Below are 16,266 nucleotides of genomic sequence, written 5' to 3'. Positions count from 1 at the left end.
TGTCGCCGGCGGGGACGGTCGGCGGCATCAGTGGTCCCCCTGGTGGCGCAGGGTCACGGCGGGATCGGTGCGGCGCAGGGCGATCCCGGCGACGATGACCAGGGGCAGTGCGGCGACGCCGGCGACGAGCAGGGCCACGTGGCCGAGGGGCAGTTCGACGAGGACCGGCGGGACGGGCCGGGCGGCCTGGCCGGTGAGGACGACGAGCGGGACGACGGCCCGGGCCAGGACGGTGCCGAGGCCGATGCCGACGAGCAGGCCGATGCCGATGAGGAGGCCCTGTTCGGCGGCGACGAGCCGGGCGAGCCTGCGGCGCGGCGCGCCGAGCGCGCGCAGCACGCCGAACTCGGCGGACCGCTCCCGCATCGCGCCGGCCGAGCCGACGGCGAAGCCGACGGCGGCGAGCGCGGCGGCGGCCGCGGCGACCGCCATCAGGGCGGCGTTCGGGCCGGCTCCGAGCGGGTCGCCGAGGAGTTCGTCGGCGACCTCGTCGCGTACGAGGACCTGGGACGGGTCGGTGTCGGAGCGGGCGCGCAGCGCGCCGGCGACCTCGTCCGCGCGGCCGGGGGCGGTGGTGAGCCACCACTCGGTGGGCGGCAGGGTCGCGGTCCCGCCGGAGTCGGCGGCGAGGAACTGGTTGACCGCGGCCAGGTCGAGGAGGATCGCGCCGCCGTCCTCGGGGGTGGCGGAGGCTGCGGCGACGGAGTCGGTCACGGCGCCGGGGCCGGTGGTCGGCAGCTCCTCGACGACCCGCTCGACGGTGACGGCGAGCCGGCGGCCGGCGACGCCGACCTCGACCTGGTCGCCGGGCGCGGCGCCGCTCGCCCGCATGAAGGCGTCGGTGGCGACGGCCGTGAGCCGCTTCGGCGCCTTCGGGGCGGGCGCGTCCATCCGCAGGGTGAAGTCCGGCGGGCTGTCGAAGACGTTCGGCGGGATGCCGACGAGCGGGTACGCGACGGAGTACGGGGCCGGGCGGCCGACGGCTCCGGCGGAGCCGGTGCGGGCGACGGAGGCACCGACGTCACCGTTGGACTGCTCGAACCCGGAGGCCCAGCTCCCGAGGATCCGGCCGGGCGCGTGGTCCGTGGCGGTGCCGTCGGCCCTCACCGTGGTGAGCCGCTCCAGGCGGAGGGTCTGGGTGGTCTTGAGGCCGTCGGGGACGGTGCCGGTGAGCTCCAGGCCGGTGAGGGTGAGCAGACCGTCCGAGCCGCGGCTGCCGTCGGCGCCGGGCGCGGCGGTGAGCGCGCCGAGGTCGATGGTCAGCCGGTGGGTGCGGTCGTCCGGGGGCAGCTGGCCCAGGGCCTGCCGGTACGGGATGCCGGTCGGGTCCTCCAGGACGGCCGTGACCCGCGTCTCGGCCATGTCGGCGGCCCGGGACAGCCGCAGGTCGGCGGCGAGCGTGCGGGTGCCCGCGGGCAGCGGCAGCCCGGGGCGGGCGGCGGCCCCGGGCGTCAGCGGGGCGAGCAGGGCCGGGGCCGGGACGCCGGAGAGGTCGGAGCGCAGCCGCAGGCCGCGCGCGTTGCGGGTGTCGACGGCCAGGACGGTGGCGTTCTTTCCGGCGACGTCCAGGGAGGTGCGGTGGACCGGGGCGGCGGCCTCGACGCCCGGCACGGCGGCGAGCCGCTCGGTCTGCGTCGGCTCGCCGGGGCCCGCGCCGAGGACGCGGATGTCCGTGCCGATCCGGAAGTCGGCCTGGTCGCGCTGCGAGCGCTGCCAGGAGCCGCTCTGCCCGATCGCGAGCATGCCCATGGCCACGGCGAGGACGAGGAGGAGGACGGGGCCCGCGCCGCGCAGCGGCCGGCGGCTGAACTGCCAGCCGGCGAGGGCCGCGGAGAGCCCGCGTCCGGCGGCCGCGCGCCGCTCGGCCAGCTTGGCGGCGGGGGGCAGCAGGCGCAGCGTCAGGACGGTGCCGGCGAGGAGGGCGAGCGCGGGCGCCGCGACGAGCACCGGGTCGACGGAGCCGCCGCCCGCCTCGTCCGCGCCGAGGGTGCCGCCCGCGGCGGCGGGACGCTGGAGCTGCCAGTAGGCGACGGCCGCGACGACCAGGAGGCCGAGGTCGGCCCCGGCCCGTACCGGCGCGGGCAGCGCCGCCGCGCGGGCCTTGCGCAGCGAGACGACGGAGCCGTCCCCGGCGGCCAGCGCGGGGGCGACGACGGCCGCCGCGCAGCACAGGGCGACGGCGGCGGCGACCAGCCACACCTGGGGCGAGGGCGAGGTGTCGAGGTGGACCCCCAGCTCGGAGAGCGCCGACCGCGCGGCGAAGAGCCCGGTCAGCGGCCCGGAGAGGAGCGGGGCGGCGAGCGCGGCGGGCAGGGCGAGCAGCAGGGCTTCGACGGCGGCGAGTCCGGCGATGCGGCGCCGGGAGCCGCCGCGGGCCCGCAGCAGGGCCGTCTCGCCGGAGCGCTCGGTGCTGAGCAGCCGGGCGACGAGCAGCAGCGCGTACGCGGCCAGCAGCACCAGCTGGACGGCGACGATCAGGAGGGTGGAGCGGGAGACGAGCAGCGCCCGCCGGGTCTGGTCGAGGACGGTGGGGAGCGCGGTCGTGGCGGAGATCGTCGTGCCGAAGGCGTCCGTGGACGCGGCCAGCTGCTTCGGGCCCTCGGTGGCCGCGGCGCGCAGGGCGTCCATCCGGTCGGTGGTGAAGCCGGTGTAGTCGGCGGACCCGAGCCAGGAGGTGTCGCCGGAGCTGAGCGCGCCGGCGGCCAGGACGGCCGGGTCGACGTGGAGCGGTCCGTACGTGGTGAAGGCGACGGTCCGCACGCCCCGGCCGCCCGCGAGGTCCAGCTGCCAGTACAGGTCGGAGGTGTCGACGGGCCGGTAGACGCCGGTGATCCGGGCCTTCAGGACGCGGTTCTCCAGCCGGTCGGTGAGGTCGAGCACGGTGCCGGGGGCGACCTTGAGCCGCCGGGCGGCCTCCTCGGGCAGCGCCGCCTCGACCACGCCGCCGGTCCTGGCGGACGAGGGCCACGCGCCCTTCACCAGGGTCAGCCTGGAGCGGTCGAGCGCGGCGAACTGTGTCAGGTCAGGGTCGCCCTTCCGGGCGGCGGGTGGCTGGAGGGTGCGGGGCAGCGCGTACGGCCCCGAGCGTTCGAGCCGTCGCACGGTCACCGGGAGCCCGTCGAAGGTCCGCCGCATGCCGTCCTCGACGGCCGCCTCGGCGCTGTCCCGCTTCTGCGCCGGGACCTGTCCGCTCACGAGCAGGGAGGCGGCGGCCGCGGACCGGCCCCGGAGCCCGGCCTGGAGCGCGGCGTCCCCGATCGCACCGGAGAAGGCGGCGAGGGTCGCGAGCACCGAGGTCGTCAGGAGCACCGCCAGCAGCGCCGCGGCGAGCAGCAGCCGGTGCGCCCTGACGCGCAGAAATACGAACCCCGTCACCCATCCCCCTGGACCCGCTGAAGTTTCTCGGATGCTTTCAGAGGGCACGCGCCGCTGGAAACCGCTTCCTGGCGGACCTTGATGGGATCGTGACCGTTATTCGGCGTTCCGTGTCCGGAACGTTTCCGTCCGTGCTGCCGCTGCCGCTGTGGGGCCGGGCGGCTAGCCGGCGGTGTTCACCATCGACGCCGCCGCGTACGTCAGATAACGCCACAGCTCGCTCTCGTGCTCCGGCGCGAGACCGAGCGAGTCCAGGGCGTCGCGCATGTGCCGGAGCCAGGCGTCGTGCGCCGCCCGGTCCACGGTGAAGGGGGCGTGCCGCATGCGCAGCCGGGGGTGGCCGCGGTGGTCGCTGTAGGTGCGGGGACCGCCCCAGTACTGCATCAGGAAGAGCGCGAGGCGCTCCTCGGCCGGACCGAGGTCCTCCTCGGGGTACATCGGCCGCAGCAGCGGGTCCGCCGCGACGCCCTCGTAGAAGCGGTGGACCAGCCGGCGGAACGTGTCCTCGCCGCCGACCTGCTCGTAGAAGGTCTGCTCCTGCACTGTTTCCCCGGGAATCTCGTTCACCGTTCCATCGTCTCAGATGCCCGGTCCTAGGACTGGAGGCTCAGGACTCTCCGGACGGGGCCCGCGCCCGGGGGACCGGAGACCCGGAACCCCCGTACGGGGGCTCGCCCGCGGCGCCGGACGGCGGGAGAGTAGGGGCATGGGTGCGCTGCGGGACGAGTACGAGGAGGCCGGCGCGCGGCGGCGGCACGCGCTCGTGCGGGAGATCGAGGCCGAGGGGCTGCTGACCGACCCCGCCTGGCGCGCGGCCTTCGCCGAGGTGCCCCGGCACCTCTTCGTCCCCTACTACTACGTCTCCGCGCCCGGCGGTTACGAGCGGCTCTGGTCCGGCGCCCCCGAGCCGGCCCGGCGGGACCGCTGGCTGCGCGGGGCGTACGCGGACACCGCCGTCGCCACCCGGGTCCGCGACGGCGAGCTGGTCTCCTCCGCCAGCCAGCCCTCGCTGATGGCGCTGATGCTCGACGCCCTGGACGTGCGCGACGGGCACGACGTCCTGGAGATCGGCGCGGGCAGCGGCTACCACGCGGCCCTGCTCTGCCACCGGCTCGGCGCGGAGCACGTCACCACCGTCGACCTGGACGAGGAGATCGCCGAGACCGCCCGGACCCATCTGGCCGCGGTCGGCCACCGGCCCGCGGTGCTCGCCGCCGACGGCGCCCGCGGCTGCCCCGAGCACGCCCCGTACGACCGGATCGTGGCGACCTGCGCGGTGCCCTCGGTGCCGTACCCCTGGCTCGCCCAGTGCCGCCCCGGGGCGCTGGTCCTTGCCCCGCTGTCCACCGGGCTGATCCTGCTGCGGGTGCGCGACGCCGGACACGCGGAGGGGCGCTTCCTCGCGACCTCCGCCTACTTCGTGGCGCTCCGGGGCACGGCCGCGCGGGGGCCGGGGCGGCCCCCGCCGCGCCACGGCCCGGCCGGGGACGAGCGCTTCCTCTTCCTGTGGGGGCTCGTCGCCGGGACCCTCGACCGGCGCGAAGCGCTCTCGCTCTGGCTGCGCGAGGGGCGGCCGGAGCGGGAGCGCTTCGGGGTGACGGTCGACGGCGGACGCCAGTGGGCCTGGCTGGACGACCCGGCGGGGCCGTACGCCTGGCCCCTGGGCTGAGACCGTCCGGTCAGGAGGCGCGGATCGTGATCGTGGTCCAGGCGCCGACGTGCACCCGGTCGCCGTCCTCGAGCTGGACGGGGACGTAGGGCTGGATCGGCTCCTCGCCGCCGTTGACCGTGGTGCCGTTGGTGGAGTTCTGGTCCACCACCGCCCACGAGCCGTCCGGCTGCTGCACGAGCACCGCGTGCTGGTGCGAGACGCCCGGGTCCTCCGGCGGCACCGACAGGTCGATGTCGGGGGACTCGCCGGTGGAGTGCCGGCGGCGGCCGATGGAGACCTGGTTGCCCTGGAGCGGCAGGTGCTTGTCCGGCGAGTACGCGGGCAGGTTGAGGCCCGTGGCCTCCGGGCCGCTGCGCTGCATCATCGCCATGAAGTACTCGCGGTCGGGACCGATGACCGCCGTCCAGCTCTGGGGCCGCTGCGGCTGCGGGGGCGGCTGCGGCGGCTGGAACTGCTGCGGAGGCTGCTGCCCCTGGTGCGACGGAGGCCCCTGATGCGACGGGGGACCCATGTGCGACGGGGGCCCCTGGTGCGGGGGCGGCTGCGGCGCCTGGTGGGGCGGCTGTCCCTGCGGGCCCGGATGCTGCGGGGGCGCCTGGGGCGCCGGGTGCTGCGAGGGCGGCGACAGGACCCAGTCGTCGTCCGCGCGCGGCTGCGGCGGCGCGGGCGGTGCCGGAGCCTGGGCCGGGGCCTGGAGGTACGCGGGCGGGCCCTGCGGCTGCTGCGCCTGCGGGCGCTGCGGCGGGGCCTGGTGGTGCGTGGGCTCGGCGCCCAGCGGCTCGGCCGGGCGGTTCACCTGCGAGGGCCGCGAGCCCTGGTAGCCGAACGGATCGGGCTGCTGCGGCGGCTGCTGCCCGGGGGAGGGCGGCGAGGACTGGAAGCCCGGCGGCAGGTTCATGCCGGGCGGCGGCCCGGGCTGCTGCGGCGGGGTGCTCGGCGGCGCGTTGTGCGGAGCCACCGGCGTGTACGAGGTCGCCGTGTTCGTGAGGAAGTTCCAGCGGCACTCCTCGCAGAAGGGCGCCATCGGCTCGCGGGGCGTGCGGCACTGCGGGCAGAGCTCCGCCTGGGCCGTCGCGTTCGGGTCGCCACCGGGGCGGAAGCCGCCGGGAGCACCCGCGCCGTAACCGCCCGGACCGCCGGGCGCACCCGGCGGCGGACCCGCCGGGGACCGGCCGGGACCGTCGGGGCCGGGGTATCCGTACGCAGGAGGCGGCGGTCCGGCCGGGCTCCGGTCCGGACCGTCGGGACCGGGGTAGCCATACGCGGGCGGCGGGCCCGCGGGGCTCCGGTCGGGGCTGTCGGGGCCGGGGTAGCCATACGCGGGGGGCGGCGGCGGGCCTGCCGGGCTCCGGTCGGGACCGCCGGGGTATCCGTACGCGGGCGGCGGGGGCGGGCCGGCCGGGGCCGCGTCGGGGCCGGGGTATCCGTACGCGGGGGGCGGCGGCGGGGGAGGCGGCGGTACGGCACCCGTCGGCGCACCCGCCCCGGCCATGCGGTGGCCGCAGACCTCGCACCAGTCGTCGGAGACCGACTGGTGTCCGTTCGGGCAGGTAGGCATGTCGGTGCTTCCCCCTCTCGTCGTCCGGCCCGGTGACCGGGCTACCTCTTCACACGAACGGTCTTGGTGGAGCGGGTCTCGAGTGTCATCTCGTCCGCTTCCGCGACCTTCGCCTTCAAACGCACAGTACCGGTCGCCGCGTCGACCACGTCGACCACCTTCGAAAGCAGTTTCGCCGTATCCGCGTTGCCCGAGGCCGCCGCGAGCTGCACGGCACGGCCCAGTTTGGCCGTCGCTCCGTCACGATCGCCCGATTTGCGGGCATCGAGACCCTGCTGGATGACATCCGCCAGCTCCGCCTGGCCCGTGTAGTGCGCGACCTGCGGGTTGATCGACGTCGACATCGCGAGGTCGTCCGTCCACACCGCCCGTACCAGCCCTTGAGACAGCGGGCGCGGGTCGCCGCCCGCCGGGTCCGGGGCGATCAGGGAGACCCGGGCGGCGAGCATCTCCTGGCCGACCGCCGCCTGCGGGACCCGGACGCTCACGTGGTAGTCGCGGGACTCGTCGCCCCACGAGCCGGTCGGGTAGTCCCCGGCGCGCGGCCCGGCCTCGGTGCGCCGGCCGGTGAGGTCCTCGACGGTCGGCGCGACCTGCTTCACGAAGAGGATCTCGACCCCGACCGGGGTCCACAGCCGCAGGGCGACGTCCGCGACGCCCTTGCCCATCGCGTGCTCCATCATCGCCGTGAAGTCGGCCGCGAGCCCGGCCGGGTCCGCGACGATGTCGGCGGTGCCGAGGAGCGCCGAGGCGATCCCGGTGACCTCCTTGACCTCCCAGTCCGTGCCGACCCCGCGCGCGTCGCAGGTGAAGCGGCCCGCGCAGGCGTCGAGCGCGGCGCGCAGCTCCTCCGGCGTCTCGTGCTCGTTGCGGCCGTCGGTGAGCAGGATGCCGTGCCGGATGGTGAGCTCGGCGGAGGAGAGCAGCCGGTCCGCGAGCCGCAGCCAGGTGCCGATCGCGGTGCCGCCGCCGGCCGAGAGCCGGCGCAGCGACTCCTTGGCCTCGGCGCGGGTGCGGGCGTCGGCGACGGCGAGGCCGCCGTTCCCCGGGTAGACCTCCTTCGCCAGGTGCGTCCCGGCGACGACGGCGAAGCGGGTGCCGTCGCGCAGGGTGTCGACGGCGGCGGCTGTCGCTTCGCGCGCGCCGCGCATCTTGGTGGCGGGGTAGTCCATCGAACCGGAGCAGTCGACCATCAGGACGACGCCGGCGGCGGCCGGGCCGCCGCTCGCGAAGCCCCCGGTGGTGCCGCCCCCGGTCGAGGTGACGGTGACGATCGCGCTGACGTCCCGGCCGCCCTCGGGCAGGAACTCGTTCTGGTAGACGTCCACCGAGAACCGGGGCGCGGTCGGCTTGGAGAAGTTCGCCATCTGTTTCGGGCTCCTCGGGCAACGACGGTGAAGGGGGCGGGGATCGGCGACCGCTCTCAGGCGGATCCTGCCCCTCGGGGAGTGACGGTGAACGGGACCAGCGCGACCGTGATGTTGTCGTGGCCGCCGCCGTCCAGGGCGTGGCCGACGAGGACCTGGGCGCCGTGCAGCGGGCGGTCGGCCGCGTCGGCCGGGACGATCCGGGCCATGTCGTCGGCGCCCTCGGCGTAGTTCCACAGGCCGTCCGTGCAGACCACCACCACACCGGACCGGTCCGGCTTGAACGCGGCCGTGTGCGGGTCCAGTTCGTAGGAGTCGGCGCCGAGCCAGCCGGTGATCGCGTGGGCGCGCTCGTCCGCGTACGCCTCGGCCTCGTTCATCAGGCCCGCCGCCACCATCTGCGCGGCCCACGAGTCGTCCTCGGTGAGCCGGGCGGGCGGGGCGCTGCGGTCGTCCGGCACCCAGTAGGCGCGGCTGTCGCCGACCCAGCCCACGACCAGCAGGCCGGCGGCGGCGACGGAGCCGACGAGGGTGCACGCCGGCGCGTTGCGGTGGCGGTGCGGATCGTGCTCCGCGCCCTCCTGCCCGGGCTCCTCCGCCAGGGAGTTGACGGCCTCGGCGGCGGCCACGATCGCCTCGTGCATCGCCTGCTGCGGATGCGTGCCCCGGGGGAGCGCGGCGAGCAGCGAGGCTCCGGCGGCCTCGGCGGCGGCGGCGGAGGCCTCGTCGGGACGGGTCGCGGAGGAGACGCCGTCACAGACGATCGCGACGACGGCGGGGGAGCCGTCGGGCAGGGTGGTCGAGGAGACGGCGAAGGCGTCCTCGTTGCGGTGGTGGCGCAGCCCGCGGTCGCTGACGGCGGCCACGCCGGTGACCTCCCGCTCCATGTGGTCGCGCTCGCGCGGCTGGGCGTGCCCGCAGTTCTCGCAGTACCCGTCGGAGTCCACCCGCCCGGCCCGGCAGGCCACGCAGAGCGAGGGTCCGCCCGCGGCGGGCGTGCCCTGGGCGGGCGCGACCGGTGCGGCGGCCGGGACCGGGACCGGAGCCGGAGCGGGATCCGCGCGCACGGCGGTACGCGGATCGGGCGCGGCCAGCTCGAAGTCCCCGCCGGGGGCGGCGACGGGGGCCCCGGGCGCGGGAGTCCCCGACACGGGAGCCCCGGGCGCGGGAGTCCCCGGGGTGGCGGCGGGTGCGGGCGTGGTCCCGGTCGGTGCGCCCGGCGCACCGGGTGCTCCGGTCTCCGCCGGTGCCGGCACCGGGACGTCCGTGCGGACCTCCGTGGCCGGGAGGTCGTGGCCGCCGGAGTCGGTGCCCGGGAGGTCGCCCGGGTGCTGGGTCGCCGTCGAGAGCGAACCGGGGTCGCGCGACGGCGCGGCCGGCCAGGCCACCGGCGTGCCGATCGCCACCGTGGGGCGATCGGCACCGGACTCGGCGGCCGGTGCGGCCGACAGGTCGTAGCCGCACGCCCCGCAGAACCGGTCACCCGAATCCAGCGGCTCCGCGCAGCCCGGGCAGGCGGCGAGTCCGTGCGACGGCTTCGGCTTCTGGGACATCCTCACACCCACGTCCGGGGGCGGAAGCGGTTGGCCCGCTCCACCAGTTCGATCCTCTCCTCGCCCTGCTGGGCGAGCCGGGCCAGCACCCGGTACGAGCGTTCCAGGCCGAAGCGCAGTCCGCGCTCGTCCAGTTCACTGCCGAGCAGCAGCGCGCCGCCGTCCGGTGCCGCACCGGGACTACCGGAGAGTACCCAGTCGAGGGCCGTCCCGAGGACCTCCGTCGACAACCTCTCCCGGCGCACCGCGTCCAGACCGAAGCCCTGGAGCGCGGAGACCTGCGCGGCGGCCGCCGTCAGATCGGCGCCGAGCGGCTCCCGCGCCGGGCGCCTGCGCAGCCGCGCCCGCACGGCCGCGACCCGCGCCGCCGTGTAGTGGATCGACGCCTCCGGCACGGACTCCAGGGCCCGCACGGCTCCGGTGCGGTCGCCCGCCGCGAGCCGCACCCGGGCGAGCCCGAAGGCCGCGCTGACGAAGCTCGGGTCCGTCGCCCACACCAGGCGGTAGTACTCGGCGGCGTTGTCCAGCTGCCCGAGGACCTCGGCGCAGATCCCGAGGGCCAGCTTCGGCGCCGGCTCGCCCGGGAAGGCGTCGTACACCGCGTCGAACGCGAGCGCGGCGTGCTCGTGGTCCCCGGTCACCAGGGAGGCGACGCCCCGGTACCAGACGACCCGCCAGTCGTCCGGGTCCCGCTCCTCCAGACCGGCCAGGGTCCGCGCGGCCGAGGGCAGGTCCCGCAGCTCCAGCTCGGCCCGCAGGGTGCGCAGCCGCAGCTCGACGGAGGGGGCGGGCGCGCCCTGGAGCGCCCCGAGGAGCTCGCCGGGGGCGGCGGCCGCGAGACCGGCCAGGAAACCGGCGTTGGGGTCGGCGGCGTCGACGCGCGGCACGGGCAGCGCGAGCGCGGTGGCGGGCGCGTCGACCGGCGCGAGCAGCCCGCCGAGCCCGGGACCGGGCAGCGCGGCCACGCCGGGCCCCACCTGCCCCGGCACCGCGCCGACCGCCGCCTGCCCCGGCACCCCACCGGGCGCCACCTGCCCCGGCACCGCGCCCGGCACCCCACCCGGCGGCGGTCCGCCCGGCGTCGTGCCCGACCGCCCGCGCCCCCGGCGAGCGGCGCCGAGCAGCGACACGTCCCCCGTCAGCTCGGCGAACAGCGTGGTGTCCGTGACCCGCACCTCCGTGCCGAACAGCGTCGAAAGGGCCGGACGCGGACGCCCCGACTGGAGGGCCACGACCTCGCGCAGCACCCCCGTCAGCTGCTCCGCCATCTCCTGCGCGGAGGCGAACCTGCGGGCCGGGTCCGGGTCGGTCGCGCGGACCAGGAAGCGGTAGTACGACTCGTACGTCCGGAAGACCGCGATGTGCTCGGGGTCGGGCAGCGAGTCCACGAAGACGTTCGTGTAGCCCTGGAAGTCGAAGGTCATCACGGCGAGCGTGCGGGCCACCGTGTACAGGTCGCTCGCGACCGAGGGGCCGACCTCCGCGACCTCGGGCGCCTGGTAGCCCACCGTGCCGTAGATCGCGGACTCGTCGTCGTCCATCCGCCGGACCGCGCCCATGTCGATGAGCTTCAGCTGGTCCTCGGTCTGGATGGCGTTGTCGACCTTGAAGTCGCAGTACAGCAGGTTCCTGCTGTGGAGGTGTCCCAGCGCCTCCAGGGCCTCGATGCCGTACGCGCAGGCCTGCTCCACCGGCAGCGGGTCGCGCCGGCCGTCCGGGGTGCGCCGGTCGTTGGCGATCTCCTTGAGCGACTTCCCGCCGACGTACTCCATGACGATGTAGCCGTCGAGCGAGCCGGTGCGCTGGTCGAGGTGCTCGACGAAGTTGTAGATGCGGACGATGTTCGAGTGCTCGATCTCGGCGAGGAAGCGGCGCTCGGAGATCGCGGCGGCCATGGCGTCCTGGTCGCCGGTGTCCAGCAGGCCCTTGAGGACCACCCACCGGTCGGAGACGGCACGGTCCACGGCGAGGTAGACCCAGCCGAGCCCGCCGTGCGCGAGGCAGCCCGCGACCTCGTACTGGCCGTGCACGATGTCCCCGGCCCTGAGCTTGGGCACGAACGAGTACGGGTGCCCGCACGTGGTGCAGAAGCCCTCCGTGCGGCCCGGCCGGTCCCCCCGCGAACGGCCCACCGGAGCACCGCAGTCCGAACGGGAGCAGAAACGCTTCCGCTCGGGCACCTCGGCGTTCTCCATGACCGCGCCCCGCGGGTCCGGCCGAGGCACCTCGGGGATCGTCACAAGACCCGCGCCCAGCCGGTTCCGGGCGGACTGCCCGGTCGACGTACCCGAGCTGCGCACCGACACCGAGCGGCCCGTGGAGGTGCCGGAGACCGAGCGCGACAGCCGTCCGGAGACCGAGCGCCGCGAGGTCGACGAGCGGGACGAGGCGCGCGAGGAGGCACGGGAACCGCTGCGCGAGGAACCGGAGTCCGGCCCCCCGACGCCTCCCGTCCCCCGTCCGGGCACGGCCATCCCGGTCGGCGTCGACCCGATCAGGCCCCCGGGCGCGACGACCGGCGCGAGCCCGCAGGTGTCGCAGTACAGCTCGCCGCCCCCCATGTCCTCGTACGCGCCCTCGCACGAAGGACGCTGACAGCTCCCCACGCCCGTCTCCCCGCTCACCACTGTCGTCCTCCCGCGTCTCCCGCGCCCCGCGTGTCCCTCGGCCCGGACAGCACGTCCGCCGCCGCCTGCTGGTAGCGCAGCACCGCCTGCTCCGCGACCCGCAGGTCGCAGGGCGCGCTCCACAGCATCCGGCGCGCCGCGTCGTACCGCTCGACGAGCAGCGGGTCCTCCGCCGCGCCGAGCCGCGCCACCTTCGCCTTGTACGCGTCCAGCCGGCCGCGCAGCTCGGCCCGCACGGCGAGCGGCGCGGTGACCGCCGTCAGCGACTCGCGGGCCCGCAGCAGTTCGTCCTCCGCCTCCCGCTCCAGGGACTCCAGGAGCGGGGAGAGCCGGTGCCACTGGGCGTGCCGGCGGTACTCGGCGGCCGCCGCGAGCCGCTCCTGGAGCACGATCGGCGGCCCGCTGACCGCCGGCACCTCGGAGGCGGCGATCTTCGCCAGGACCTCGCCGCGCGCCGACCGCGCCTCGGCGAGCGTCCGGTCCGCCCGCGAGAGCACGTCCCGCAGCCGCAGCAGCCGGTCCTCGGAGTCCTGCCGGACCGCGAGGACCGCCTCGATCTCGCGCCGGATCTCCTCCAGGGCCCGCGCGGCCCGGTCGTACCGCTCGGTGTCGGGCCGCCCGCCGCCGGGCGCCGAACTCCCCGCCGCCGGACGCCAGAACGCCAGCGGATCGGTCACGACCTGCGAGCGCAGCGCGGTCAGCTCGGCCGTGATCGCCTCCAGCTCGTCCCCCGCCGGGTGCTCCCCGGGGCGCACGCCGACCGAGTGCGCCAGCGAACGCGTCCGGCCCAGCTCGGCGGCGAGCAGGTCTATCCGCGCGGGCAGCGCCGACCAGACGGCGTCCGCGGTGACGACCAGGTCGAGCGAGGAGGCGTACAGCTCGTTCATCCGCCGGACGAGGCCCTCCAGGCTGAACCGCTCGGTGAGCAGGGCACCTTCGGCGGCCCCGCCCGGGACGATCACGGTGTCGCCGCGCAGCCGGTCGGTCAGCTCGACGAGCTCCTCCCGGCCGGGCCAGCGGCGCCGCGCCCGCACCTCCCGTGCCTCCCGCAGGGCGCCGGTGTACACGTCGAAGCAGGTCCAGAGCAAGGTGATGGTCCGCTCCGCGGCCGCCCAGCGGTCCCGCGTCGTGCCGGTCAGCTCCGCCCCTTCGAGCAGCCTGCGGCCCGCGTGGTCCTGGAGCGCGAGGAGGGAGTCCTCGACCGCCTTGTGCTCGGCGCCGAGCCGCGCCAGCGCACGGTCCGCCTCGTCCCGGTCCATCACCGGCCCGGGGGGTCCCGTGACGCCCATCGGTCCGTCCTTCCGCTTCGTGTTCGGGGTGGTTCCTTCGGGGCGCGTGCCGGTCACTTGTACAGCGGGGCGGGCGGCCCCGGTATCCCCGGCAGGTCCTTCTCCAGCCAGTCCCGGTACGCCTTCTGCCAGGGGCCCTGCCGGTAGCCCACCAGCACCTGGTTCACCCGGCGGACCAGGTCGTCGTTCCCCAGCTTGGCCGCCACCCCGTAGTACTCCTCGGTGAACGGCCTGCCCTTGAGCTCGACCGCCGGGTCCTGCGCGGCCTGCCCGGCCGCCAGGGCGTTGTCCGTGACGACGGCGTCGACCTCGCCCATCTGGAGCCTGGCCAGACAGTCCAGCTGGTTGGGGACGGTCAGCAGGTCCGGGTCGGCCTTGGTGCCGTCGCCCTCGTCCTTGAAGACCGCGCCGAAGGACTTCTCCTCCAGGGCGTCGTAGGCCGTGGAGCCCTCGGCGGTGCAGACCCGCTTGCCGCGCAGCGAGGAGTCGTAGCCGGTGATGCTCCGGTCGAGCTTCGGCGCCAGCACCTGCTGCCCGGCCCGGAAGTAGGCGGTGGAGAAGGCGACCTGCTCGATCCGCTTGCAGTTGATCGTCATGGTGCGCACGACGAGGTCGACCTTGCCGCTGTCCAGGGCGGCGATCCGCTGGTTGGTGGGGATCGTCCGGAAGATGATCGCGTCCGGGTCGCCGAGGAGGTCCTTGGCGATGGCCTTGGCGAGGTCGATGTCGAAGCCCTCCAGGACGCCCTTCTCCGGATTCCGGTAGCCCCAGCGGTAGCTGGACTGGTCGACGCCGACGATCAGCTTCCCGCGCTCCTTGATCGCCCGGACCGACGGGCCGTCCGCCGACGAGGGCGTCAGGGAGGCCTCGGGGTGCGCGCAGGTGTCGGCCTTGACCTGGACGCCCGTCCCGACGCCGGTGCCGCCCGTGCGCGGCGCGGCCGCCGCCGCGCCGCCGTCCTGGGCGAGCGGCAGCAGGGTGAGCGAGGCGGTGAGCCCGCAGGCCACGGCCATCGCGGCCACCCCGCCCCAGCCCCGCAGCCGCCCGGCCGCCCGCCGCGCCCGGGAGCCGGTGCCGCGCGCCGCCCCCGACGCGTGCGGGTCGCCGCCGCGCGCCGCCCCCGGTCCGTGCGGGGCCGTGCCGCTCGCCGTCCGCCGCACCAGCGGGTCCGTGCCCTTCGGCATCCCGCCCCCTCTCACCGGTACTCCGACAGTCTGCGGTTGATGCCGAGCACGGCGCCCGCCGCGCCCAGGATCCCGAGGGCCGCCGCGCCCAGCGGGAGCGCGGTCAGCGCGTCCCGGGCCTCCCCGGCGGAGCGGGTGAACTCCCGCTGCTCGTGCGCGAGGGCCTTCTCCAGGGCCGCGTCGACCTCGTCGAAGGAACGGCCCGTGGAGTCCTTGGCGCCCACGACCCGGCCGAGGGCGCCCTCGTAGTCGCCGGCCTCGTCCTTGGCCCGGGCGTCCTTGTGGCGCTCCCGCCACTCGGCGGCGTGCGCGGAGGACTCGTCGACCGGGCCGCGCCCGGCGTCGTCGTCGGCGAGCTCGCGGGCCCGGGCGAGCGCCGCCGTCAGGGAGCCCATGCTCGCGGTGTAGTCCGTCTCGTACTTGTCGCTCTTGCCGTCCTCGGCGAGGACGGCGCCCCGGGCGACCAGGGTCAGGTTCTCGTTGGCGCGGGCGGTGAGGGAGCTGATCCGGGCCGTGTTGAGCACCTGGAGGGACTCCTGCCCGTGCGCCCGGGCGCTGTCGAGCCCGCTCCGCGTCACGGTGTGCGCGGCGGCGAGCCACAGCAGGACGACCACGGTGGCGGCGGTGGCGGCGAGCAGCCCGTGGTTGAAGACCCGGTGGGTGCGGACGTACGTCCGGCGCTGGGCCCAGAGCAGGGCGCCGAGGGCGAGCAGTCCGAGCGCGAGCGACAGGAGGGGCCGGGTGCGGGCCGCGTCGTCGTCCCGCCGCAGCCGCTCGGTCTCCGCCGCGTACAGCCGCTCGGCGGCCGGCAGCAGCGAGGTGGACATCTGCTGGTTGGCGTACCGGAGGTAGGCGCCGCCGAGCGGCAGGCCCTGCCGGTTGGCGGCCCGGGCGCGCTCGATCAGGCCCGTGTAGCGCGGGAGCTGTTCGTTGAGGGTGGCGATCTCGCGGGCCGAGGCCGACGAACCGTCCGTGTTCGCCGCGGCCTTGACGAGGAGCCGGGAGGCGGTGGTGATGTCGCGGGTGTACCGCGCGCGGGACTCCGCGGGCTCCAGGGTGCCCGCGAGGAAGCCACTGGCGGCGGTGGTGTCGGCGTCGGCGAGCGAGCGGTAGACGGCGGCCGCGTCGGCGCTCAGCGGCTGGCTGCGGCCGACCACGTCGTCGGCCGCGGCGGCCCGGTCGGTGACCTCCAGGGCGGTGACCGCCCCGAACGCGACGACGAGCAGCGCCAGTACGGCCCCGAGGATCCGCAGCCGGCCGGGCTCGGTGGTCGCGGCCTCCCGCAGCCGCTCCCGGCCCACGGCCCAGGCACCCCGGCCGGCGGGCGGCGCGGCGGCGGGCGCGGGCGACGGCTGCGCGGGCACCGATCCCGGGCGCGCGGGTGCCGGCGCCGTGCCCCGCGCCGCCGGAGCGGGCGCGTTCGGCGGGTGTGTCACTGGACCTCCCCCTCGGTCGCTGACGTCGGCCCGTCCGGCCGGCGGCCGGCGGGACCGGTTCCGGTGGAGGAGCACCCGGCCAGCAGTATGGCCTCAGGGGGCCGTCCGCACACCGGGATTGACTGGATCTTGTGCCTATCGTGCCCCATGCCTCCCGTGTCCCAGTAGGCGAACCCCCTCACCTTGAATACGCCTTCGGGCCGGA

General features: G+C 76.4%; 10 protein-coding genes. 1 reads left to right on the top strand and 9 read right to left on the bottom strand.

What is annotated here, in order from left to right:
• Window positions 1-27: 27 nt before the first annotated feature.
• Both ACFYXU_RS11165 and ACFYXU_RS11160 read right to left on the bottom strand, forming a co-directional pair.
• The gene (locus ACFYXU_RS11165; RefSeq protein ID WP_389457393.1) at window positions 28-3,375 is read right to left on the bottom strand and encodes an FtsX-like permease family protein; all 3,348 of its coding nucleotides are present in this window, start codon (window positions 3,373-3,375) and stop codon (window positions 28-30) included.
• Between the two features lie 162 nt (window positions 3,376-3,537).
• Window positions 3,538-3,942, bottom strand: a complete 405-nt coding sequence (locus ACFYXU_RS11160) for a globin (RefSeq protein ID WP_329855104.1) — start codon at window positions 3,940-3,942, stop codon at window positions 3,538-3,540.
• Window positions 3,943-4,081: 139 nt separating this feature from the next.
• Here ACFYXU_RS11160 and ACFYXU_RS11155 point away from each other — a divergent pair, with 139 nt between their 5' ends.
• A complete protein-coding gene (locus tag ACFYXU_RS11155) occupies window positions 4,082-5,044 on the top strand; it encodes a methyltransferase domain-containing protein (RefSeq protein WP_389457391.1) in 963 nt (320 codons plus the stop codon).
• A gap of 10 nt (window positions 5,045-5,054) precedes the next feature.
• Here ACFYXU_RS11155 and ACFYXU_RS11150 read toward each other — a convergent pair whose 3' ends face one another.
• Genes ACFYXU_RS11150 through ACFYXU_RS11120 form a run of 7 tightly spaced genes read right to left on the bottom strand, consistent with a single transcriptional unit; the run spans window position 5,055 to window position 16,061 of the window.
• Window positions 5,055-6,605 carry an FHA domain-containing protein gene (locus tag ACFYXU_RS11150; protein ID WP_389457389.1) on the bottom strand — a complete coding sequence of 517 codons (1,551 nt, stop codon included), beginning with the start codon at window positions 6,603-6,605 and terminating at the stop codon, window positions 5,055-5,057.
• A 41-nt stretch (window positions 6,606-6,646) separates the two neighbouring features.
• Window positions 6,647-7,972 carry a VWA domain-containing protein gene (locus tag ACFYXU_RS11145; protein ID WP_361393536.1) on the bottom strand — a complete coding sequence of 442 codons (1,326 nt, stop codon included), beginning with the start codon at window positions 7,970-7,972 and terminating at the stop codon, window positions 6,647-6,649.
• A gap of 56 nt (window positions 7,973-8,028) precedes the next feature.
• Window positions 8,029-9,525, bottom strand: coding sequence for a protein phosphatase 2C domain-containing protein (locus tag ACFYXU_RS11140; RefSeq protein ID WP_389457387.1), 1,497 nt, complete (start codon window positions 9,523-9,525; stop codon window positions 8,029-8,031).
• Between the two features lie 2 nt (window positions 9,526-9,527).
• Window positions 9,528-12,086: a tetratricopeptide repeat protein gene (locus tag ACFYXU_RS11135; protein WP_376508176.1), complete on the bottom strand. Its 2,559-nt coding sequence runs from the start codon at window positions 12,084-12,086 to the stop codon at window positions 9,528-9,530.
• 59 nt (window positions 12,087-12,145) lie between these two features.
• Complete coding sequence (locus ACFYXU_RS11130) at window positions 12,146-13,441, bottom strand: hypothetical protein (protein WP_389457385.1); 1,296 nt, start codon at window positions 13,439-13,441, stop codon at window positions 12,146-12,148.
• Between the two features lie 53 nt (window positions 13,442-13,494).
• Window positions 13,495-14,625 carry a glutamate ABC transporter substrate-binding protein gene (locus ACFYXU_RS11125; RefSeq protein ID WP_389457383.1) on the bottom strand — a complete coding sequence of 377 codons (1,131 nt, stop codon included), beginning with the start codon at window positions 14,623-14,625 and terminating at the stop codon, window positions 13,495-13,497.
• A gap of 11 nt (window positions 14,626-14,636) precedes the next feature.
• Complete coding sequence (locus ACFYXU_RS11120; protein WP_389457381.1) at window positions 14,637-16,061, bottom strand: hypothetical protein; 1,425 nt, start codon at window positions 16,059-16,061, stop codon at window positions 14,637-14,639.
• Between the last annotated feature and the right edge of the window lie 205 nt (window positions 16,062-16,266).

Source organism: Streptomyces sp. NPDC002232, from assembly GCF_042890295.1.
In the GTDB taxonomy this organism is placed as follows: Bacteria; Actinomycetota; Actinomycetes; order Streptomycetales; family Streptomycetaceae; genus Streptomyces.
The sequence above is the reverse complement of the archived record's forward strand: the minus strand, read 5'-3'. Positions and strand labels throughout refer to the sequence as shown.